This window comes from Paenibacillus sp. sgz302148 (assembly GCF_056120465.1).
Genome location: NZ_JBVYOJ010000005.1, coordinates 151,729 through 175,418, shown reverse-complemented (window position 1 = coordinate 175,418; position 23,690 = coordinate 151,729). Strand labels below are relative to the sequence as shown.

The following is a 23,690-nucleotide window of genomic DNA, read 5'->3' as shown; positions in this document are numbered from 1 at the left end:
AAGGATAAACATGAACATTTATGAGATTTTAGCCGAACTTCGCGGCCTTGGGATGATCCCCGAACAAATGACGGAATGCCGCCGATTGGAGGGCGGGACGAACAGCAAAGTGTGGGCCGTCACAGATGGAGGCGAGCCGGCTTTGGTCATTAAGGCGAATACGCCGGATTCGGTGCGCAGCGAAGTTCGTTTTTTGTCTTTTTATTACGATCTTCCGTATTTATCAAAGCTTATGTTTACAGATCCGGATGGCCGTTATTATGTGTATAGTTATCTGCAAGGGAAAATCGATTATAAACCCGGCCGTAAAATAGAGTTGCTGGAGCGGCTGGCAGAACGGTTCATCGGACGGTATAAACCCGTTCCGGACATGATCGGATACGGTGTAATAGGCGAAAGCCCTTACGAGACATGGCAATCGTTTCTCGAGAGCGAGCTCCAGGGGGCGCGCCAAGCGGTAGGAGAGCATGTATCCGAAGCGGATTATCTTGATGTAATCGCCTTGGCTCAGAAAGAAGCACGGACGAGTGCAAGTCAGGCCTATATGCTGCACGGGGATTGCGGCATGCATAACTTCTTGTTCCGGCAAGGCGAGCTGAGCGGCATTATCGACCCGATCCCGATGGCGGGGATGCCGATCTATGATCTTGTTTTCGCCTTCTGCTCGTCCCCGGACGAGCTGGAGCCGGAGACGATCGCCCATGCGGCCGAGCGGCTGCCGGGTTGGCAAGGCACTTTCCGGGATTTGCGGGAAGAAGTGCTGATCGGCCTTTATTCAAGGATGTCGGCGTGCATCTATCATCATCCTCAAGATCTTCCAATCTATTTGCAAGCATGGGAGCGGTGGAAGAGCCTATGATCACGATACGTATGATGAAAATCGAAGAAGCGGAGCTTATTCGGAGCTTGGACCGCTCCGAATTGATCGAAGCGACTTACCGCTGCGTCGGCGGAAGGCTGGAGGAAACGCGAGTGCAAATCGATTGTCCCAATTGGTCGGAGTCCCAGTTTGATACGATTATCGCTCGTTTTCGCCGCAATGTAGAGGGGGATGGTGTCGCATTCGGAGCATTCGAGGGGGAGCGGCTTGCCGGGTTTGCCGTACTGGAGGGCCGCTTCCGAGGAGAACGGCTCAATCGGCAGCAGCTGGACCTTATGTATGTCAGCCGCCAATATCGGAGACAAGGGATCGGTACAAGGCTGATGGAAGAAGTTAAGGCCGAGGCTAAACGAAGAGGAGCGGCTTATTTGTATATTTCTGCTGCCGATACCGAATCTGCCGTCAATTTTTATCAACGTTCGGGCAGCCGGTTGACGGAAGAAATCGATGAGGAGCTTTTTCAGCTGGAGCCTAAAGATATTCATATGGAACTCAAATTGTAAAGTGCACATCCTGAGGTTTGATCTCGGATTGAATGGGCTTCCGCAGCGGACTGTTCAATTTCAGGAATCAAACCTTTTTATTATCGATGGAGGAGATGAAGGACATGAAGCCGATTCGAAATTCCGCTAAAGCGGTTATTGTACAGAACGATAAGGTGTTGTTGACCAAAAACGTCGACAGGGAAGGTTTTTTCTATTTGTTCCCCGGAGGTGGCCAAGAGAAGTTCGAAACGCTGAAAGAAGCCGTCATTCGGGAATGCATGGAGGAAATCGGGCAGCCTGTTCAAGTGGAAGATTTGCTGTTCATTCGGGAATACATCGGACGAAACCATCAGTTCGCCGAATGGGATGCGGATGTGCATCAGGTGGAGTTTTATTTTCGCTGCAGCCTTGCGGAGGCGGGAGCCGATGGACGGTTTGAAGGAAACAACCCGGACAGTGATCAAGTCGGCGTTGAATGGGTGGAGCTGAATCGGCTGGAGGAGATTCGCATTTATCCGGCGGCGTCAGGCGTTAACTTGAAGCAGGGCGTTTTCAAGTCGATTTATTTGGGCGATACCAACTAAGACTGCGATCGCTCCAAGAGGTATGGAACGGCGGATTCATAGATTGTTTATCGATCTTCGCAAAATATGCAACATAGTAACATATTCCTTCGTTTAATAATTACAGTTGGCATACAACGAAGGAGTGGAATTATGAAGAGAGAACATAGACAAAAGATATCGTTGGCGCTGGCCGCCGCATTCATCGCAGTGACGGTAGCGGGCTGCAGCTCGGGATCAGGTGATTCGAAAGACGGGGCAGCGACCGGCAAACCGCAAGCTGAAACGAACCAGGGTGGCAAGGATTCGCCGGCGACGGGAGGCACTACGACGGACAATGGAGCGCAAACGCCGGAAAACGGCAAAGCCGATCAGGCAAAACTTCTCGAGGAGTACGAGAAGGTGGTAAGCGAAGCGAAAAGCGCGTCCGACATCGTTGCTTTTCTGGATTCGCGCTTGAAGGAAGCGGATCCGGCCACGGCCGATGCGATGCTTGTGAAGCTTGACGCATATTACGAAGCGAATCTGGAAGCTGTGCAAAACGAGTTTTTTGCGGAGAACGTTCAAACGAAGCTTCAGGATGTCAAATATCCGATAACCGCGCAAAGCGTTGCGGACGTGAAGGACGAAGCGGTGCGCAAGCTGCTGGAGAAGGCGCTGGCCGGCAATTATAAGATCGAATCGCAGGAAGGTTCGTTGTATCCGATCGTCGATTATGAAGCGTTGAAAGCTTATGCTCCCTATTTGTCCGATGTGATGAAGGCGTACGTTGACCTGATGGCCATTGAATCGAACGACAAGACGGCAAGCGACGGCGGGCTGACGCTTTCTTGGGACGAAATGGCCGCTCGCGCGCTGGGTGCCGAACATACGCTGCGCGAGTATCCGCAATCGCCTAAAGTCGATGCCGTCAAAGCGAAATACAAGCAATATGTGCAATTCTACTTATTCGGCCTGAACAATACGCCGATCTATGATAGGAATAGCTTTAAGCTTCTGGCAGAGGTTAAAACGAGTTATGCCAAAACCGTGAAGGAACATCCGGACACGATCTTGGGGCATCTGACCAAGCAATTCCTCGACGTGCTCGGCAAAACGAAGGAAAAAGTATTCGTCAAGAAAGACGGCCAGCAAACCGATCTTCCGGAAGTCAAAGCATTCCGCGAAAGCATCGATTCGCAGATCGACTCCTTGTTGAAATAAGATCTAAGCCGCAGCCTGGAATTTTGGAAGTTCCGGACTGCGGCTTTTTCTGTCTCGCGACGGACGGTCGCTTTGTATGCTTAGAACTAAAACGATCTGTAAAGTATGCAATAATTTAACAGTCAGTTGGATTCGCCTTGTCGTAAGCACTCCTTTTGTCGATATCCCCTTCGCTCATGATGACTGAATGAGTGCCAGCATGCATACCTGCTTGCCTAGACTACCGGCCTGCTTACTTCGATCACCTACATGAACTGCCATGCATTGCCAATCGTTCATTCCTGAACGAAGGGGATTCCGGCAAAGGGGCATGTGTTGCACCTGCTAAACCTTACGCCATCCGATAGCCCGCATTGTCAATCGTTCCGTTCCTGAACGAATGGGATTCCGGCAAAGGGGCATGTGTTGCACCTGCTCAACCCAATGCCACCCCGATGCCCTGCATAGCCAGTTCCGTTCCTGAACGAAGGGGATTTCGGTAAAAGGGACGTACTACACCTGCTAATCCAGCGCCATTCGATGCCATGCATTGCCAATCGTTCGCCCCTGAACGAACGGAATTCCGGCAAAGGGGCACGAGTTGCACCTGCTCAACCCAGCGCCATCCCAAAGCCCTCATGCCAAACACTCCGTTCCTGAACGAACGGGATTCCGGCAAAGAGGCACGTGTTGCAACCTGCAAAACCCTGGTGCCATCCGATGTCCCGCATGCCAAACATTCCGATCCTGAGTGAAGGGGATTCCCGCAAGGGGGCACGTGTTGCATCGCTCAACTTAGCGCTACCCTGACGCTCTGTATTACATCGTTACGTTCCTAAACGAAACGGATTCTGGGAGGCGTGCGGAATAACGTATTTTCACGCATCGGCTCATTCAACTCGAGGTCGGCAAGACCAAGTGCACGGCTATAACCTCTTCGAAACGGATATAAATCTTTTTCTTTTTCCAGGAATTCCTTAATATAAAAGGAGTGAATGGAGATGGATCGCGTAAATCAACAGAAGCGATAGAGTGCCATCGGATCAGGTTAGCCAAAAAAAGAGCAGGGGAGTCAGCATGTATATTTCGAATTGGTACACTCATGTGAAATGGTTTTCGGAACACGAGCAGGAAACGATGAAAGGATTAACGGACGTCATTGGCAATACATCGTTTTTGTTCTGGTTTGGCGTTACGATCGTCGGGCTGCTTCTGTCGGCGATGTTCAACGAGAAGCTTCAGCACATTCCGATGATCGAGCGGATCCACCGCATGCTGGATCGCGCTAAGCCGTATTTGACGCATATTTTGCGCACCGGACTAGGACTTGGCATCTTGATGCAGCTCGTTTCCTCCACTTACATCGCTCCCGAATGGCATACGGATCAAATCTGGATTGTCGTTGTGCAATGTATTGTATTAGCCGGATTGATGACGCGGCATACGCTATGGATCAGCGGCGCGGCTTTGGCCATCCTATACGGATCGACAGTCGCCAAGTTCGGGCTGATGCACGCTTTGGATTATTCGTTTTATGTCGGCATCATTTATTTTCTTTTCGTTTCGGGGACCCGGTGGAAAACGACAGCAACGCCCGTGCTTTATTTGTTCACCGGGTTTTCGCTGGCTTGGGTGGCATTGGAAAAGTTTACTTTGCCGGGGCTTGCATACGGAATTATCGAGCTATATCATAAAACCTGCGTGAAACAAGGAGGAAGTTACGATGATTACGGTGTTTGTCTACGGTACCTTATTAACGGGCGAAAGCAATCATGCCATTATTGCGCCGTACGTACTGGCCGCTGCGCCGGGACATGTCCGCGGATGGCTGTATGACGTCGGCGAATACCCGGCGCTGGTGCTGGATGTTGACGGCGAGGAAATCGAGGGTGAATGGATGGAGTTGTCCGACGAAGCGCTTGTCCCGATGGATGAGCTGGAAGGTTATGACGGAGTCGATGCGGACAATGACTACGAGCGAGTGCTCGTCTCGGACAGCCGAAATGCCGGACAGTCGGGATGGATTTACGTATGGCGCGATTCCAGAGGCTGCAGGCGGATTGAAGGGGGTTCGTGGCGAAGACATCACGGACGCAGCCGCTTATAAGCGTGAGCTGTATCGAAAAGATAAGCATGGCAAACCGACGGTATTAGGTTAATCACCGGTTTTTCCTGTTTTTTGTCGAAACGTTTCACGAAAACTAAAAACAATACGAATTTTTTTTCCGATGCAAGGCTTTTCATTTCCACAAACGTGTGCTATTATTTCCTTGTGAAACGTTTCTATAATTTTAAAAGCGGGACTTTAGAACAATCTAACATATTCGTTTATGTATCAAATGTAAGCGTTTAACTTAGGTTGTTTTTGTTTCAAATTCAGTGAAACGATTCACTAAATGCAGCATTGATCCGTAATTCGAAAGTTGGAGATGAACGATGGCTACGATTAAGGATGTCGCAAAATTGGCAGGGGTTGCCGTCTCGACCGTATCTTACGCGCTCAATAACGACGCGAAGATCAGCGAGGAAACGAAGAAGAAAATTTTGAAAGCTGCCGAAGAGCTTAATTATTACCCGAGCGGAGCCGCCCGCAATTTGAAAAAGCAAAAAAGCGAAACGATCGGTTTGTTCCTGAACGACTTGAGCGGTCCGTTCTACAGCCAGGTCGTCGAGGGCATCCAAGAGGTGGTCGCCTCCCATGGCTACAACCTGATCGCCTGCAGTACATACGGCGGCGAGAACAGCTCGGCGCATCGCTTCCTGCGAGAGAAATTCGTGGACGGCGCGATCATCATGGGCTCCTCCATTCCGGACAGCTTAATATTGTCCATTGCCGGCGAGACGTTCCCCATCGTAGTGCTCGATCGTGAGCTAAATGCGGATTACGTGCACAGCGTGTTGATCGACAACCTGCAGGGCGCATACGATGCCGTAACCCATCTGATTCAGCTGGGGCGCCGGAAAATCGGTTATTTGAGCGGTCCGTCCAACAACTATGACAATATCCGAAGGTTCGAAGGATATAAAAAAGCGCTTGAGGACAACGGCGTCGCGTTCCAGCCGAGAATGGTCATGCAGGGCAAATATACCGAAGCCGGCGGCTATCAGGCGATGAAGGTGCTGCTTGCCAGCAACCAACTGCCTGACGCGATATTCGCCGCGAACGACGAAATGGCGATCGGCGCCATACGGGCGATGCAAGAAGAGAATATGAAGGTACCGAATGATATCGCCATCGTGGGATTCGACGATATTATGCTGGCTGCTTACGTGCAGCCGCCGCTGACGACGGTCCGCCACTCCAAATACGAACTTGGGGCGATCGCGACGCAGCGGGTGTTTTATCCGCAGAAGGAAGAAAATATGATCGTGTTGCCGACCGAGCTGGTCATTCGCAAATCATGCGGCTTCCACCCGTGAAACGAAGAGCGGCTCCGTTGACATAACAATCTGGCTAAAGGAGGGCCAAAAAAAGAAAGCGCTTAAATACGAGTTGACGACGTTATTCCATTATATTCATGAGTAGGGGGAAAAACTCCAATGAAAAAATCGTTGAATGTTTTGCTGGTCATGATCGTGGCTTTAACAATCGTATTAACGGGTTGCGGAGCAAAAGAAGAATCCAAAGGCACGGATACGGAACAACCGCCGGCACAAGAGACAAAGACCGATACGACGGATAAAACGCCGGCGACCGAAACGACAACCGACACCGAGAAAAAAGACGATACGGCAACGAACGCCCCGGCCGAAATCGTCAAAATCAAATACGCGACCTGGGGCGACGCGGAGATGGAGAAAAAGCGGATCAAAGCGTTCGAAGCGGCTCATCCGAACATCAAGGTCGAGATCGACCCGGCCGTAACGTGGCCGTGGGACGAGAAGATGGCGGCGGCAGCGGCGGCCGGCAAGCTTCCGGACGTCGTCTGGCTGTTCGGCGTCCCGAACAGCGTGGCCAGCGGCTGGCTGGAAGATTTGACGCCGTACCTGTCGGCGGACCCGGATTACAATCCAAGCAACATCTACGGCAACCTGAGCGACACCGGCAAATATAACGGCAAGCAATTCGCGCTGCCGCACGGCTTGTTCGCGCAAGGCGTTTTCCTCAATCTCGACCTGCTAGCGAAGGAGAACATTCCGGTGCCGACGCGAGACTGGACCGTAACCGATATGGAAGACATCGCGAAGAAGCTGACCAAGTTCAACGACCATCAGTTCGGCTTCGAAGGCGCATTGGGCATGGAAGCCGTCATGGTGCCGCAATTCGATCCGTCGCTCGGCTGGGGAACATGGGACGGCACGAAATATAACTATACGAAGCCTGCCTATGCCGACGCGGTGAACTGGGTGAACAAATTCGCCCTGAAGGACAAAGTCGCGACCGACGCATACCCAAAGGAAGAGAAGGACAAATGGTACGGCAAGGACAAAAGCGGCTGGAATCTCGGCAAAGTCGGCATGAGATTCGGCGCGACATGGGATTTGGCTTGGCAGAAGAAGGAACTGAAATTCAAATGGGACATTTTGCCGCTGCCTAAAGTGAATGGCCAAAGAACGCCGCTTGTTACGGACTACGCCGGCATTTCGAAGAGCTCGCAGCATAAAAAAGAAGCTTTCGAATTCCTGAAATGGATGACGTATTCGAAGGATGGCTGGCTGAACCGGATTAAAGACGAAGCGCCGATCGCCTCGATGCCGCTCGTCAACGACCGCGATGTATGGGACGCTTACTTGTCGAGCGAGCATATATCGCCGGGGATGAAAGAAATCGTCAAAACGATTCCGGACGGCTTCATTGACGGCTATAAATGGCTGCCGGGCTACTCCGACGTACTCGCCAAAGTCGTGGATCCGTATAACGAGAAATTCCGCAAAGGCCAAGCAAGACCGGAGGATGTCGCCGCCGAGTTCGAGCAGAAGGCCAACGAGCTGTACCAGAATACGATCCAAAAAATCAACGACGCAACCAAATAACGAGAGCGAATGCAGTGCTTCCTCCCTGAGGCGAAAACTTCGGGGAGGAGCGCCGTTCCTTGGGAGTGTGAGTCATGAAGCATAAATCGTTATTCGTTGTTCTGACGCTCGTCTCGCTTGTGGCTTCGACGATAGCGGTTCCGCAAAGGAATGCGGCGATTGCGCTAGCGGAAGTCAAGCATGTTGCTGCGGAAGGCAGTGACAACAGCGATATTCTCGACAGCCTGTTCGGCGGCGGGGACAAAGGCTCCAAGTCCGACGACACCGCAAAGACGAACGAGGATGAGAACGGAAGCGAATCGGATTCTCCGATCAAAAAAGTGGTCGAGGCGGGTTACTCCGAAGAGTTGAAGAAATGGCGGGAGCAAGGCATTAAAGATACGCAAAATATCGAGATCGTCATCCCGCCGGCGGCGTTCGCCCAAGGATCGGGACGACCGGGGTCGATGACGGATGCGGAGGGCTATGAGGGGCAAGTTTTCCAATGGGACGAAGACCTGCAGCAGGTTGCCGTAGACGTTCAAGTGCCGCAGGATGGGCTTTATGAAATTGTTTTTGATTACGCTTCCATCTCGGACAAAATATCGCCGATCGAACGCGGCATTCAAATTAACGGGGAATATCCTTTCTATGAAGCGCGCCGCGTCGTGTTTCCGAAACTATGGGCCGATCAGGCAGCGAACTTCGAGCAAGACGAACTGGGCAACGAAATCACGCCTCGCCAGCAACAGCTGAAGCGGTGGCAATCGGCTTCTTTATGGGATGCCAGCTATTTGACGGACGAACCTTTGAGATTTCATTTGAAGCAAGGCAGTAACAAAATCACGCTCGTGCAAATCCGCGAGCCTTTGCTGCTCGGCAAAGCATACATTCGTTCCGCGGAGCCGCTGCCGGATTACAAGCAATATCGGGCAAGCGAAGCGTTGCCGGAGGCGGGAGAGACGCTGCTGGCTGTCGAGGCGGAGCATCCCGTGGCCAAATCGGAGCCTTCGATTCAGTCGACGGCAAGCGCGGAGCCGAACGTACAGCCGGAACGGCATGGCGTCGTGACGCTCAACACGCTCGGCGGCAAATCGTGGACGCTTGGCGGACAAAGCGCAACCTGGAAAGTGAAAGTAGATAAGACGGGCGCATACCGCATGGCATTCAAATACATCCAATCCACCAAAACGAGCATGCCTGTTTTTCAAACTTTAAAAATAGATGGAAAAGTACCGTTCCAGCAAGTAAACCGTTATCCGTTCCCGTATACGTCAGGCTGGAAGAACGAGGTGCTGGCGGATGAAGGCGGCGAACCGTTCCTGTTCAATCTGGAGCAGGGCGAGCATGAAATCACGCTTGTCTCCAATCCCGCGCCGTACGGTCCGGTCGTGGAGGCCGTCCGCGACGTCATGTGGGAAATCAACGCGCTGTCGCTGCAAATCAAGATGGCGACTGGCGACACGAAGGATACGAACCGCGACTGGAACATTACGGAGCAAATTCCCGACATCGCCGAACGGATGAATTCGTTCGCCAAACGGCTTCGGGAGCAGTACGCCTACTTGGAAACGATCGCGGGCGAACGGCCAGACGAAGCCCGGAATATGGTCATGACGGCGGAGAAGCTGGAGACGCTGGCCGCCGAACCGGAGAAAATCCCATACCGGTTCAATCGGCTGTCGGAAGGCTCCGGATCGGTCATGCAAATGCTTGGCGAAATGAACACGAAGCTGCCTACGCAGCAGTTCCAGCTCGACCGCTTCTACGTCTATTCCGACTCGGATTTGCCGGCTGCGCAAGCAAGCTTCTTCAGCAAGCTGCTGACGGGCATTCAATCGTTTTTCCTCTCATTTACGAAGGATTATTCGAAGATCGCGTCCGATGATGAGGACGCGCTGCAAATTTGGGTGAACCGGCCTAGGCAATACGTGATGCTGCTGCAGCAAATGGCCAATCAGGATTTTACGCGCAAGACGGGGATCAAGGTGTCGCTGTCGCTGATGCCGGACGAGCAAAAGCTCATTCTCGCGAATGCCGGGGGCAATTCTCCGGATGCCGCGCTTGGCGTGAGCAACTATATTCCGTTTAACCTGGCACTTCGAGGTGCCCTTGCTCCATTAAGCAAATTCGACGGCTACGACAAAACGGCGAGCAGATTTTCGCCGGGTGCGCTTGTTCCGTACCAGTTCGACGGTGACCTCTACGCGCTGCCGGAGACGCAAAACTTTTGGGTGCTGTTTTACCGCAAAGACATTATGGATGCGCTGAACATTCCGATTCCGGACACGATGGATGACGTCAAGGCGATTTTGCCGGAGCTGCAGCGGTTCGGCATGAATTTCTATATTCCGCTTTCCGCGACCGGCGGCTTCAAGCCTTTTACGTATACGGCTCCGTTCATTTATCAGAGCGGAGGCTACCTGTACAACAAGGACGGCATGACGACGGCGATCGATAAGGAAGAGGCGCTTGCCGGCTTCAAGCAAATGAGCGATTTGTTCACCGTATACAGCATTCCGCTGCAGGTGCCGAGCTTCTATAACCAGTTCCGCGACGGCAGCTTGCCGATCGGCATCGCCGACTACGGAACTTACGTCCAGCTAACCTCGGCGGCACCGGAGCTGGCCGGCTGGTGGAAAATCGCGCCTTATCCCGGCGTCAAGAACAAAAGCGGCGAAGTCGTCCGCTGGGCGCCAGGGACCGGGGCCTCGACGATTATTTTCAGCAATAGCAAGAAGCAGGAGCAAGCATGGAAGTTTATCGAGTGGTGGACGTCGACCGACGTGCAGGTCCGGTACGGCAATGAGCTGGAGACGGTGTACGGGCCGACCTACAAATGGAATTCGTCCAACGCGGAGGCGTTCGTCCAGTTGCCATGGCCGAAGGAGGACATCGAGGTCATCCAGAACCAGTGGAAATGGCTGTGGGACGTGCCGCGATATTTGGGAGACTACATGCTGGAGCGGGAAATGAGCGACGCATGGAACAAAATCGTGTTCGACGGCTTTAACGCCCGCCGGGCGATCGAGGATGCGGTCATCAATTCCAACCGCGAGATTAACAAAAAGCTGGAGGAATTCGGTTACGTCCGAAACGGCAAGCCGGTCAAACAGCTGCGGGTTCCGGAGCAGCCCAATATGACGGAGCGAGGTGAGCGGCATTGAAGCCGGCAACGTTAAAGACCATCAAAAACGAGCTTAGTGCTTATGCGTTCATCAGTCCGTTTCTCATCGTATTTGCGTTGTTCGTCGTCGTGCCCGTCGCAAGCGCCATCGGCTTGTCGTTTACGTACTTCAATACGATTCAGGCGCCGAAATTCATCGGCCTGCAAAATTACGTCAACCTGATCACGCAGGACAACTCGTTTATGATGTACGTCCTGCCGAACACGTTCAAATTTGCCTTGCTGGTCGGGCCGGGCGGCTACATGCTGGCGTTTTGGCTCGCATGGCTGCTGGCGCAAATTCCGCGCCGCTCGCGGACGCTGCTGACGCTGGCGATTTATTCGCCGTCGCTCACGGCTGCGGTGGCGATGGCCGTCGTATGGCTCGTTATTTTCAGCGGCAACGGATCGGGCTACTTGAACAGCTTCCTGATCGGCCTCGGGGTCATCAACGACCCGATCCAATGGACGCAATCGCCGGATTATTTGATGCCGATCATGATTATCGTGACGCTGTGGAACAGCATGGGCGTCGGTTTTCTGGCGATGCTCGCCGGCATCCTGAACATCAACTCCGAGCTGTACGAGGCCGGGTATATCGACGGCATCAAAAACCGGCTGCAGGAGGTATGGTACATTACGATCCCGTCGATGAAGCCGCAAATGCTGTTCGGCGCGGTCATGGCGATCGTCGGCACGTTCCAGGCCGGCGCGATCGGCGTGCAGTTGTCGGGCGCAAACCCAACGCCGCAAAACGCCGGGCAGCTGATGATCAACCATATCGAGGATTACGGATTTTTGCGGTATGACATGGGTTATGCCTCGGCGATCTCCGTTGTGCTGCTGATCGTTGTATACGGATTTTCCAAACTTTGCTGGCGATTATTCGGGGAGAAGGACTAAGAGGATCGCCGCATACGGAGAAGGAGATTTCAGCATGGCTTCTTTTCACGGCAATAAAATCAACCCAAGCCGATTCAGCTTCGGCCAGATCAAGTTTTACGTCTTTTTGACGGTGCTTTCGTTTTTTATGGTTTTGCCGATATTTTTCATCTTTTCGCAGGCGCTCAAGCCGATTGACGAGCTGTTCCTGTACCCGCCGAAGTTTTTCGTGCATCGCCCGACGTTCGATAATTTCGCTGAGCTGTTCCGGGTAACGGATATCACCGTCATTCCGAAGACGAAATACTTGTTCAACAGTTTAGTCGTGACGGTTGCTGTCGTGTTTCTATCGATCGCGATCAGCGCGATGACAGGCTTTGCGTTATCGAAGAAGAAATTCAAGCTGAAGAAGGTTATTTTCGAAATCAACATTATCGCCCTCATGTTCGTTCCGGCCGCCGTCAGCATTCCGCGTTATTTGGTTGTCGAGAAGCTGGGGCTCACCGACAATTTGCTGGGGCATATCCTGCCGATGCTGGCGCTGCCGGTCAGCGTGTTCCTCGTGAAGCAGTTCGTCGACCAAATCCCGGACGCCTTGCTGGAAGCGGGTGCGCTCGACGGGGCGAACGACTTCTATATGTTTCGCCATATCGTCGTTCCGATGATTATGCCCGCGCTGTCGACGGTGGCTATCCTGTCGTTCCAGATGGCGTGGAACAATACGGAAACGTCCGCTTTGTATATGAGCAAGGAGACGCTCAAGACGTTCGCCTTCTACATGAGTACGCTCACGACGGCTTCCACGATGGAGAACAACGTCGCCGGCCAAGGGATGGCGGCTGCTGCTGCGCTGCTCATGTTCATTCCGAACCTGCTGATCTTCATTTTCATGCAGAGCAAGGTGATGGACACGATGGCGCATTCCGGGCTGAAGTAGGAGGGGATGGTGACGATGCTTAAGCTCAAACGAATCATAGGTCTCACATTCGCTTTGCTTCTGCTGGGCGGAACCGCGGCATTCGCCGACGTGCCTTACCGGACGTTTTCGTTCGACGAACGAGGCAAAATATTTATGATGCAGGACGCTTATTTGCCGATCGGGACGATTGACGGCAATACGCTGTTCGGCGATCCGGACGTCGGCGGGAACGAGCGGGAAACGGCGTTCAGCAATCCGGAGGATCTGTTCGTCGGTGGCGATGATACCATCTATGTCGCGGATACGGGGAACGGACGGGTTGTCGTATCCGATTCGTGGGGCAACTACGTACGGACGGTCGGCGAAGGCACGCTGTCGCGCCCATCGGGTTTATTCGTTACGGACAACAAAGACTTGTATGTCGCCGATTACGGCAAGCAAAGCATATTCATCTTCGACCAGGGCGGCAAGCTGAAGACGACGATCGGCAAGCCGAAGTCGCTGCTGTTCGGCAAAAACACGCCGTTCAAGCCGAAGAAGGTCATCGTCGACAAACGCGGCAGCATCTATATGATCGGCGAAGGCTTGGTGCAAGGGCTTGTCCGCTTAAGCCCGGAAGGCGAGTTTCTCGGTTATTTCGGCGGTAACCGCGCGGGCTTCGATCTGACGCGTTCGCTGCAGCGGATATTTTATACCGATGCCCAGATGAGCAAGCTGACCCGCAAGCTGCCGTTATCGCCGACCAATCTGGCGGTTGACGCCGAGGGACTGGTCTATACGACGACGGTCGGCGTCAATGACGAAGCGATCAAGAAGCTGAACGTGGCCGGCAAAAACCTGCTCGACAGCGGCGCCTTCATGAGCAATCAGATCGCGGACGTGACCGTGGACCGAATGGGCAATATTTTTACGATGGACGGAGTGCGGGGCTGGATTTTCGAATACAACAAGGACGGCAATCTGCTGTTTATTTTCGGCGGAACGGATGAAGGCAATCAGCGGTTAGGGCTGCTCCGTACGCCCACAGGCATCGCGACAAGCTCCGACGGCAGATTGTTCGTGCTGGACGGGGAGCGGGGCAACATCCAGGTGTTCAAGCCCACCGAATTCGCGGGGCTTGTCCACAAGGCGATTTCGCTTTACCTGGACGGCAAATACGTGCAAAGCCGCCAGCCTTGGGCCGAGGTGCTGAAGCTGAACAGCCTGTTCTCGCTTGCGCATACCGGCATCGGCCTCGCGTATTACAAGGAAGGCCAATATGACGAGGCGTTCACGGAATTCGAATTTTCGGGCAACAAGAAGGAATATTCGAACGCCTATTGGGAAATTCGGCGCCAATGGATCATGAAGCACGCGCCGGATATCGTCGTCATCGCCGTTGCCGCCATTGTCCTGCTGGTCGCGCTGCGATGGGCGTACCGCCGATTCGGCTTCGGCCGGCAGGCCGTGGAGACGTGGAAGCGGTTCGTCAAGCTGAGGCTTGTCGCTCAGCTGCTGCACGTATTCCGTATGCTGCGCCATCCGATCGACGGTTATTACGAGCTGGAGCAAGGAGGCAAAGCGTCCGTCTTATCGGCGACGATTCTGCTTGTTCTGCTGTTCGGCGTCCGATTGTTCGAGTTGTACGCGACGAGCTTCTTGTTCTCCGGCGTCGATCCGAAGAAGATCAGTATCTGGACCGAGCTGCTGAAAGTGCTTATTCCGATGTTCGCATGGATCGTGTCCAACTACCTGGTGAGCGTCATCAACGACGGCGAAGGGCGATTCAAGGACATTTACAAAGGAACGGTTTACGCGTTGTCGCCATATATTCTGTTTGGCGTTCCGCTGGCGTTGCTGTCCCGGACGTTGACTTTGATGGAGTCGGTCGTTTACGACTATGCGTACAACTTCATCCTGATCTGGTGCGCCTTGCTGCTGTTCCTGATGGTGAAAGAGCTGCACGGCTATGAGATGAAAGAAACGTTCAAAAATATTATGCTCACGATCGTCGGAATGCTGGTCATGGCGCTGATCGCTTTCATATTGTTCGGACTGTCCAACCAAGTTTGGGAGTTCGTGTACTCCTTATTCCAAGAGGTGAAGCTGCGTGCCCGCTAAATCGAAACCGGTCGTTCTGATCGCATTAACCGCCGCGCTTGGCGTCAGCCTGTTCCAATTCGCATACGGGGACAACGAACAGGTACAACCGGCCGAGCCGCCGGAAACCGTCGTCCTGGACGAACGGGAGGGCACGTTCCCTTACCGTTCGAATAACTACACGATGCCTGAGCAGCAAACTGCCGGGTCGCTTCCTTTGCGACCGATCGCGGCAGGAGAGCGTCCGCTCGCCGAATCGGACCGGCTGGCCGTGTATGTCTCGAAATCTACGCTTGCGCTAAAGATCGTCGACAAAAGGTCCGGTTATGTTTGGGCTTCGACGCCAAGCGAGAAGGACGTGGCCGAGGGCGAGCTGAACGAGGAGTGGAAGACGGCGGTTGTCTCGCCGCTGCTGCTTCAATATTACGACGAGAACTCGATGCTCGTGAACGGCAACTATTCCACGCTGGGCGGCAAGGTGGAAGCAGTGGAGCCGATACCGGACGGGGCGCGTTTCAAGCTGGCGTTCGACCAGCTGCAGGCGGGCCTCGCGGTGGAAGTGAAGCTGGACGGCGACTCGCTCGTCGTGACGATTCCGCAGCAGTCGATTTGGGAGAAAGGGGCCGCCAAGCTGGCGACGCTGTCGCCGTTTCCTTTCCTTGGATCGGCGCATAAGGCGGATATCCCGGGTTATTTGTTCATTCCGGACCGAAGCGGCGCGCTCATTCGGTTCAGCAAAACCCATTCCCGGTTCGATGAGCCCTACGTCGGCAAAATATACGGCTTCGACTACGCGACCGACAATATGGAGCGTTACGTCGGCGAAACGATGGTTCCGGTGTTCGGCGTCGTTCACGGCGTCAAACGGAACGGGATGATGGGCATCGTGGAGGACGGCAGGTTCAACGCCGAAATTACCGCGTATCCGAGCGGACTGAACACGAACTTTTATTGGATCGCCTCCAAATTTTATGTGCGATACGGCTACTTCCAGCCGACGAGCAAAAACTTGGGCGGGTTCAACACGTTCCAACAGGAGCGGATCGCCGAAGACCGCCAGGTGCGTTACACGTTCCTGTCCGGAGAAGACGCCGATTATGTCGGCATGGCCAAAGCGTACCGGGGATACGTTGCGCGGAATGCGGGATTTGACCGCAAGGCGAAGCCTTTGCCGGAAATGCCGCTGCAGGTCGAGATGTACGGCGCGGAAACGGAGCCGGGGATGCTTGGCCGCGGCACGGTCGCGATGACGTCGTTCGATCAAGCGAAGGACATCGTCGACCGGTTGGCGAAGCAAGGCGTCAAGCAGCTTGAGGTCGTTTATCGCGGCTGGAACAAAGGCGGTCTGCACGCCACGAAGCCGGCAGACTTCCCGGTGGAATCGAAGCTGGGCGGGCAGAGGAAGCTGGAGCAGCTGAACGAATATTTGGCCGGCCGAGGCGTTCCGCTGTACCTGTATGACGATTTCACCCACGCGTTCGAAAATACGGATCTGATTTCGCTGCGTACCGAAGCGGTTCGCGCCATCAATAACGAGGTCGTCAAATGGGGCTTCTTCGGCTGGGCGGCGGATGAATATTTCTACGATACGCTGACGTATTTCATCAACCCCGGCAAAGCCCGGGATATTGCCGAAGACCACGCGGAGCGTTTTCGCGACATCGGCATCGGCCGGATGGCGCTGGACATGACGGGGCGGACGTTGTTCTCCGACTACAACGACGACCATCCGTACACGCGGGAGCAATCCGCGGCCGAATACGGCAAACTGGCCGAAGGGGTCAAGAAGCAGCTCGGCGGTTTGGCGTTATACTCGCCGAACGATTATATGTGGCGGTACGCCGATACGATTTTCCACATCCCGATGGGTTCGTCGCAGTACATGTACGCCACGGATACGGTACCGTTCCTGCACATCGTACTGCATGGCGCCGTACCGTATTACGCCCCGATGTCGAATGCGAACTCGAGCCCGCGGGAGGATATGCTGCGGATGATCGAATTCGGCGCCTATCCTTCGTTCGCTTTGACCGCGGAGCCCTATTGGAAGCTGAAGGATACGCCGTCGACCGATTTGCTGAACACGCAATACGACGAGCTGGAGCAATCGGTGACGAAGCGTTACGCCTTGATGAACGGAGCGCTGAGGCAAGTGCAGGATGCGACGATCGAAGGGCGAACCGCACTTGACTACGGCGTCGTGAGCGTGAAATATTCGAACGGCGTCGAAATTGTGGTCAACTATACGTCGCGCGGCTACGACTATAACGGCGTACAAGTGAAGGCCAAGGATTTTGCCGTGATCGGGGGTGCCTCTTCATGAAGCTGAAGCTGTCGAAACGGAAAAGAGAGGCGCTGACCGGTTACGTGCTGGTGCTGCCTTGGATACTCGGATTTTTGTTGTTCATGGCGTATCCGATTTATTTCTCCCTATTCATGAGCTTTAATCGGGTGACGATTTCGGCGGAAGGGATCAAGACGCAATATATGGGGACGGACAATTACAAATACGCGTTCCTGTCCGATCCCGAGTTTATCGAAAAGCTGCTTTTGTTCATCAAGTCGGTCGTGCTGATGATCCCGATCATTATCATCTTCTCGCTGATCGTCGCGCTGCTGATCAATCAGCCGATCCGGATGAAAGGGTTGTTCCGGGCGATCTTCTTCCTGCCGGTCGTCATTACGAGCGGAGAAGTCGTAAACGAGCTGTTCAGCCAAGGGGCGGCGAAGATCCCGCTCGTCGAACGGTATGGGGTGATCGACATCATCCGCAATAGCTTAAACCCGGGTTTGGCGGCGCCGCTCATTTCGCTGATCGAGCAGCTGATTCTGATCCTATGGTTTTCCGGGGTACAGATTTTGATCTTCCTCGCCGGTTTGCAGAAGGTGAACAAGCAGGTGTACGAAGCCGCTGCGATCGACGGCGCATCGCCTTGGGTTATTTTCTGGAAAATTACGCTGCCCGCCATAAAACCGTTTATTGCGGTGAACTTGCTGTACACCGTCGTCGATTTGTTCACGAACTCGTTCAGCAGCGTCATCGAGCTGATCAAGGAAAACATGTTCCGGCTCGATACGGGCTTCGGGTATGCGACGGCGCTTGCTTGGATTTATTTTGGCGTCATCTTCGCGCTGCTGCTTATCGTGCTGTTCCTGTTCCGCAAAAACGAGGAGACGATTCCGAGAAGGCGGGAGAAACGGCGAGGCGCAAAACAAGTGCTTGCGAAGTAGGCGGGCGTGGGCTTGCTTACGAAACAGCTTTCCTGCGGAAAGCCTGAGTGAATGCTTACGAAGTGGCTTTTCTTCGAAAAGCCTGGAGGTGAACCTTTTTGATGAAACCAGATCTTGCGCTTCACAAGTTAGCGTCTCATAAGGCGACGGCGCTGCGGCTGTACGGCCGTGGCAGGCGCATCTTGTTCGGGAGGCAGGGCAACGACGGACTCGTGTTCAAGCTGTTCGTATACGCGCTGCTGATCAGCGTCGGATTCGTGTATTTGTACCCGATTCTGTACCTCGTGTCGCAAAGCTTCAAAAGCTTGAAAGACTTGCTTGATCCAACCGTCATGTGGCTGCCGGGCTCATTCTACTTCGACAACTTCGTTCAGGCGTGGAACGTGCTCGATTTCATGAAATCGTTCGGCACTTCGGTCATGAATTCGGTGCTGCCGGCGCTTGCGCAGACGGTATCTTGCGCGATTATCGGTTACGGTTTCGCCAAATTCCGTTTTCCCGGCAAAACGGTCCTGATGGGACTCATGATGATCACATTCATCATTCCAGCACAGGTCGTCATGATCCCGCTGTTCCTGCTGTTCCAGGAATACGGCATGCTCGGCACGCCGCTGCCGTTTATCGTTCCGGCCTTGCTCGGGCAAGGGATTAAGGGCGTATTGTTCGTTCTGATCTACACCCAGTTTTTCCGCACGATCCCGACATCGCTCGAAGAAGCGTCGCAAATGGACGGTGCCGGATTTATCCGCACGTTTTTCCGCGTCATTCTGCCGATTTCGGTGCCGGCGATCGTCGTCGTGTTTCTTTTTTCGCTCGTGTGGCATTGGAACGAAACGTATTTGACCTCGCTTTACCTGGGGGACAGTCTGACAACGCTGCCGCTCAAGCTGAAAACCTTCAACGATTCGTTCACGAAGCTCTATTCATCTGTCACGGGCGCCGGCAAAGAGCACAACATCAACGAATCGATCCGGATGGCCGGCACGCTGCTCATCGTATTGCCGCTGCTCGTACTGTACATGTTCGCGCAGAAGCGCTTCGTCGAAGTCGTCGATAAGACGGGGATCACGGGCGAGTAAAAAATGGGCTCTAGAAACAACGATATTGTATCGCTCGAAATGTAAACCGTTCCAGGCGGGCAGTATGGTGTTACATGTTGTGGTCGAGCTCGGGGCAAGTTCAGTGCCAGTTCGAAAAAGCATGCAATGCTAGTTTGATGCAATCTAGATGCCGGTTGGAAGCATGATGCGATGCGAGTTTGATGCGAGTTCGATGCAAGTTCGGGGCAAGTTCGATGCGAGTTTGATGCGATGTGAGTTTAATGCAAGCTCTTACGATGGAGGATTAATACCATCACGAAGTATTAGGATGGGAGCTTGATGTTAGCTCGAAGCAGTACGAAGTAGTACGAAGCAAGCCAGATGCCAAGCAGGCTGCCTTCTCACCCTAATAACTGTAAAACATGTAGTTAATTTTGCTGATCTCATCCGTTTTTGTCCAATTAAATGGAAAACATGTATCTAATTCGGCTGAAAACTGAACCTTTAGGTAAAAGAGCATTTTTTAAATACATCTTTTCCAGTTATTTTTCCCGCAACCTGCTCCGTCAAAAAATTAGATGCATCTTTTCCCGTTATTTCACCTAAGGTGAAGTCCGAGGAAATACGAGGGAATGGAGTCCGAGGGTGAAGTCCAAGGGTGAAGTCCGAGGAGAAGTCCAAGGGTGAAGTCCGAGGAGAAGTCTAAGGGTGAGTTCCGAAGGTGAAGTCCGAAGCTGAAGTCCAAGGGATGATTGGCAAATCTACAAATACAACATAGAAAAACTCATTTATCCGCCGGACGGAGTTGGAACAAACAAAATGAAAGGAAGATGAACATGAGCAAAAAGTTAAAAGTAGGCGTCGTTGGCGCGGGAGGCATTTTTCAATGGGGGCATTCGAGCACGCTGACCAGCCATCCGGAGCTGGAGCTGTATGCGATATGCGACATCGTGCAATCGAAGGCGGAGGCTGCGGCCAAGCAGCACGGCATTCCTAACGTATATACGGATTACCGCGAGTTGCTGGCCAATGCCGAAATCGACATCGTCGATATTTGCACGCCGAATTTGTACCATTCGGAAATCGCGATCGCGGCGCTAGAGGCCGGCAAGCACGTATTCTGCGAAAAGCCCGACGCGGTGAACCCGGCGGAAGCGCTCAGAATGAAGGAAGCCGCCGAACAAAGCGGCAAAGTGATGATGGTTATGCGGAACAACCGGTTCCGCCCTGCTTCGCAATATATCAAATCATACATCGAAAAAGGCAACATGGGCGAAGTTTACACCGGGCGCACCGGCTGGATTCGGCGCCGCGGCATACCCGGCAAGGGCGGCTGGTTTACGACAAAGGAGCTGTCCGGCGGCGGGCCGCTGATCGACCTCGGCGTACACTTCATCGACTTGTCGATGTGGTTTATGGGCAACCCGCGCCCGGTATCGGTCGTCGGCTGCACCTACACGAAGTTCGCCGACAATGACGTCGCGGATTCGGTGCACAGCATTTTCGGCGAAAAAGCGGCCGACGAAGGCACGTTCGACGTCGAGGACCTCGCGATCGGCTTCATCCGCTTCGACAACGGCGCATCGCTGCAAATCGAGTTCAGCTGGGCGTCCAACATCGAGGAGGAAGCCAACTTCGTGGAGCTGCGCGGCACGAAATCCGGCTTGACGTTCCGTAACGGCGAGCTGAAGCTGTTCGGCGAATCGGACGGCATGCTGACCGATACGAAGCCGCACATCGGCGCAGACACCGGCGGACACGGCGAAAACCTAAAGCATTTCGTCGATGTCGTGCAGGGCCGTACGGAGCCGATTTTTACGATGGAGCAAGGCGTCAACATGATCAACATTTTGTCGGCCATTTACGAATCGGCCCGTACGGGCAAGGAAGTGCGGTTGTAGCGCTTGCGCCGCAACGTTATCGCGGTCGGCACGGCTTTGCTGCTGCTGGCCGTCATCGCGGGAGGGATAGGGTTGAAAACGTACAGTTCGAATAAATCGGTTCACGTAGCGGAAAATCCGCTGCTCGAGCAGGAAAGCCGAAGCAGCTTCGATTTTTTTTGGAAGGAAGCGAACACCGATCCGGCAAGCCCCGGCTACGGCTTGATCGCCGACCGGGCGCCAGGCAATCCCGGTATAAGCAGCGTCGCTTCGGTTGGCTTCGGCCTAACCGCGATCGCGATTGCCGCGGAGCGGGAATGGATCGGCAAGGACGAGGCCGAGACGAGGGTGCTCGGCACGCTGAACACGCTGCTCAACAACGCGGCGCAAGAGCACGGCTTGTTTTATCATTTCTTGCATATGGACAGCGGCGAACGCGCCGGATCGTGCGAAGTATCGGTCATCGATACGGCGATCGCGGTGAACGGCGCCATCGTTGCCGGGGAATATTTTGGCGGCGAAATCAAACGCAAGGCCGAGGAGCTTTACCTGCGGGTCGATTGGAACTGGTACCGCGATCCGGAGCGGAACATGTTCTACATGAGCTATTCGCCGGAAAACGGCTTTCAGGGCCATTGGGATTTTTATGCCGAGCAGCTGATGCTCTACTTCCTGGGAGCGGCGTCGCCGACCCATCCGGTTCCCGCAGATACATTCTATAGCTTCACTAGGCACGTTGCCGTGTATGGAGATGGCGAGCCGTTTATCCACTCGTGGTTCGGCTCGATCTTTACTTACCAGTTCAGCCATGCTTGGTTCGATTTGCGCGGCGTGAAAGATAAGGAAGGCGTGGACTGGTGGCAAAATTCCGTGGCGGCTACCTTGTCGGACCGCCGATATTCGATGGATCAGGCGTCGATCTACCGCACCTTGGGGCCGAACGCATGGGGCCTCACGGCGTCCGACGGGCCGAACGGGTACGAGGGCAGGCACGGCGCGAGCCCTTCGGGCTATGCGAACGACATGCATTTTACGGACGGCACGCTGCCGCCTGCAGGAGCGCTCGGGTCGATGCCATTTACGCCGGAGCTGTCGATAGCCGCATTGCAGCATTACTACAGCGTGCCGGATCTTGTCGGCGATTATGGCCTGAAGGACGCGTACAACTTGGATGTCGATTGGGTCGGCCCGGATGTGATCGGCATCGACAAAGGCATTACGCTGCTCATGATCGAGAATTACCGGACGGGATTCGTCTGGGAATGGTTCATGAAAAACAAATACGTCCGTAAAGGGATGGAGTTGTGCGGACTGTCTTCCGCGAAATAGGGGAGGAGCCACAGAAAAACCACGGAAACCAGGGAAACCGTGGAAACCGTGGAAACCGTGGAAACCGTGGAAACCGTGGAAACCGTGGAAACCGTGGAAACCGTGGAAACCGTGGAAACCGTGGAAACCGTGGAAACCGTGGAAACCACAGAAACCACGGAAACCGTGGAAACCACAGAATACGGGGTGCGGGCAAGGCAGTCGAAAAGCACATGAAGAAGGCCAGAAGATATCGGAGGTGTCATTCATGTTTATTCAGCTTTCCGAGCAAGAGAAAACGGCCCGGCAATTGGACGCCGAGACGTTGGAAGTCGCTTGCGAGCAAGTGCGGGTCAACGGTTATGTCGTATTCGAAAACGCCGTTGACCGGAGCTTGATCGAAGAAATTCGGGGTGCGTTCGACCCGCTGTTCGACGAATACATCGGGCGCAAAGGGTACAATACCGGAACGAACCGGGCGCAAATGTTCCTGCCGTTCGAAAAGCCTTTCAATCACGAAGAAATCATCAATAACCCCTACGCGATCGCCGTCATCGACCGCCTTCTCGGCACCGATTGCCGGTGCGTTTATTTTGCTTCCGATACGCCGATGCCGGGCTCGGATTACCAGAATGTCCATTGCGATATTATGCCGCTCTTCCCGGAGCTTAGCGTACCGCTGCCTGCGTTCAGTCTTGTCGTCAACATTCCGCTCGTCGACGTGACGGAGGAAAACGGCCCGCTGGAAATATGGCCCGGCGGCACGCATCTGAACCCGGATCGCGCCAACCACGATACGCTGGACGGCAGCGTGAATCCCCATCTGCACATCGTGCGCGCCGCGGCTCATATGCATTCCGAGCGCGTCTTGATGCCGGCGGGGTCCGTCGTCGTCCGCGACATCCGCATGTGGCATCGCGGGACGCCGAACCGATCCGATTATCGCCGCACGAACCTGGCGATGATCTATAACCGGAGCTGGTATGGCGCCGGATCGTACATTCAAATTCCCCAGGAGACGTACGACGGCCTGTCGCCGAAGTCGCGCGAGCTGTTCCGGACAGAGAAGATCGGGTATCCGCCACGTTTGCCTTGGGAATAAAAACGGACGGGAGGGTCATC

19 protein-coding genes are annotated in these 23,690 nt (G+C 54.0%); all 19 read left to right on the top strand.

All coding sequences use genetic code 11. The features are described 5' to 3' along the window. Positions 1–10: 10 nt before the first annotated feature. The 19 genes from AC0LWM_RS09520 to AC0LWM_RS09430 all read left to right on the top strand — a co-directional run bounded on the left by AC0LWM_RS09520 (position 11) and on the right by AC0LWM_RS09430 (position 23,670). Positions 11–859, top strand: a complete 849-nt coding sequence (locus tag AC0LWM_RS09520) for a phosphotransferase (RefSeq protein WP_474674685.1) — start codon at positions 11–13, stop codon at positions 857–859. Beyond that, on the top strand, positions 856–1,383 hold the full coding sequence (locus tag AC0LWM_RS09515; protein ID WP_474674684.1) for a GNAT family N-acetyltransferase: 528 nt from the start codon (positions 856–858) through the stop codon (positions 1,381–1,383). Before AC0LWM_RS09520 ends, AC0LWM_RS09515 begins: the two co-directional genes overlap by 4 nt. A gap of 104 nt (positions 1,384–1,487) precedes the next feature. After that, the gene (locus AC0LWM_RS09510; protein ID WP_474674683.1) at positions 1,488–1,949 is read left to right on the top strand and encodes an NUDIX domain-containing protein; all 462 of its coding nucleotides are present in this window, start codon (positions 1,488–1,490) and stop codon (positions 1,947–1,949) included. 132 nt (positions 1,950–2,081) lie between these two features. Continuing rightward, positions 2,082–3,131: a hypothetical protein gene (locus tag AC0LWM_RS09505; protein WP_474674682.1), complete on the top strand. Its 1,050-nt coding sequence runs from the start codon at positions 2,082–2,084 to the stop codon at positions 3,129–3,131. Between the two features lie 1,056 nt (positions 3,132–4,187). Further along, positions 4,188–4,946: a hypothetical protein gene (locus AC0LWM_RS09500; RefSeq protein WP_474674681.1), complete on the top strand. Its 759-nt coding sequence runs from the start codon at positions 4,188–4,190 to the stop codon at positions 4,944–4,946. Further along, a complete protein-coding gene (locus tag AC0LWM_RS09495; RefSeq protein ID WP_474674680.1) occupies positions 4,834–5,217 on the top strand; it encodes a gamma-glutamylcyclotransferase family protein in 384 nt (127 codons plus the stop codon). The genes AC0LWM_RS09500 and AC0LWM_RS09495 overlap by 113 nt, the downstream gene beginning before the upstream one ends. 329 nt (positions 5,218–5,546) lie before the next feature. After that, positions 5,547–6,530, top strand: a complete 984-nt coding sequence (locus AC0LWM_RS09490) for a LacI family DNA-binding transcriptional regulator (protein WP_474674679.1) — start codon at positions 5,547–5,549, stop codon at positions 6,528–6,530. 120 nt (positions 6,531–6,650) lie between these two features. Further along, positions 6,651–8,084: an ABC transporter substrate-binding protein gene (locus AC0LWM_RS09485; RefSeq protein ID WP_474674678.1), complete on the top strand. Its 1,434-nt coding sequence runs from the start codon at positions 6,651–6,653 to the stop codon at positions 8,082–8,084. Between the two features lie 74 nt (positions 8,085–8,158). Beyond that, positions 8,159–11,230 (top strand): extracellular solute-binding protein, encoded by a 3,072-nt coding sequence (locus AC0LWM_RS09480; protein WP_474674677.1) that lies wholly within the window; start codon positions 8,159–8,161, stop codon positions 11,228–11,230. Beyond that, positions 11,227–12,132, top strand: coding sequence for a carbohydrate ABC transporter permease (locus AC0LWM_RS09475; protein WP_474674676.1), 906 nt, complete (start codon positions 11,227–11,229; stop codon positions 12,130–12,132). The genes AC0LWM_RS09480 and AC0LWM_RS09475 overlap by 4 nt, the downstream gene beginning before the upstream one ends. A 34-nt stretch (positions 12,133–12,166) precedes the next feature. Then, positions 12,167–13,048: a carbohydrate ABC transporter permease gene (locus AC0LWM_RS09470; protein ID WP_474674675.1), complete on the top strand. Its 882-nt coding sequence runs from the start codon at positions 12,167–12,169 to the stop codon at positions 13,046–13,048. Between the two features lie 15 nt (positions 13,049–13,063). Beyond that, positions 13,064–15,130: a YIP1 family protein gene (locus AC0LWM_RS09465; RefSeq protein ID WP_474674674.1), complete on the top strand. Its 2,067-nt coding sequence runs from the start codon at positions 13,064–13,066 to the stop codon at positions 15,128–15,130. Continuing rightward, on the top strand, positions 15,120–17,432 hold the full coding sequence (locus AC0LWM_RS09460; RefSeq protein ID WP_474674673.1) for a DUF5696 domain-containing protein: 2,313 nt from the start codon (positions 15,120–15,122) through the stop codon (positions 17,430–17,432). Before AC0LWM_RS09465 ends, AC0LWM_RS09460 begins: the two co-directional genes overlap by 11 nt. After that, entirely contained in the window at positions 17,429–18,340 is a 912-nt protein-coding gene (locus tag AC0LWM_RS09455) for a carbohydrate ABC transporter permease (RefSeq protein ID WP_474674672.1), read from the top strand. The genes AC0LWM_RS09460 and AC0LWM_RS09455 overlap by 4 nt, the downstream gene beginning before the upstream one ends. 101 nt (positions 18,341–18,441) lie before the next feature. Beyond that, a complete protein-coding gene (locus tag AC0LWM_RS09450; RefSeq protein WP_474674841.1) occupies positions 18,442–19,419 on the top strand; it encodes a carbohydrate ABC transporter permease in 978 nt (325 codons plus the stop codon). 797 nt (positions 19,420–20,216) lie between these two features. Beyond that, entirely contained in the window at positions 20,217–21,281 is a 1,065-nt protein-coding gene (locus AC0LWM_RS09445) for a Gfo/Idh/MocA family protein (protein WP_474674671.1), read from the top strand. Positions 21,282–21,284: 3 nt separating this feature from the next. Further along, complete coding sequence (locus tag AC0LWM_RS09440; protein ID WP_474674670.1) at positions 21,285–22,589, top strand: glucoamylase family protein; 1,305 nt, start codon at positions 21,285–21,287, stop codon at positions 22,587–22,589. Between the two features lie 39 nt (positions 22,590–22,628). Further along, the gene (locus AC0LWM_RS09435) at positions 22,629–22,805 is read left to right on the top strand and encodes a hypothetical protein (RefSeq protein WP_474674669.1); all 177 of its coding nucleotides are present in this window, start codon (positions 22,629–22,631) and stop codon (positions 22,803–22,805) included. Between the two features lie 31 nt (positions 22,806–22,836). After that, positions 22,837–23,670 (top strand): phytanoyl-CoA dioxygenase family protein, encoded by an 834-nt coding sequence (locus tag AC0LWM_RS09430; protein WP_474674668.1) that lies wholly within the window; start codon positions 22,837–22,839, stop codon positions 23,668–23,670. Positions 23,671–23,690: the final 20 nt, after the last annotated feature.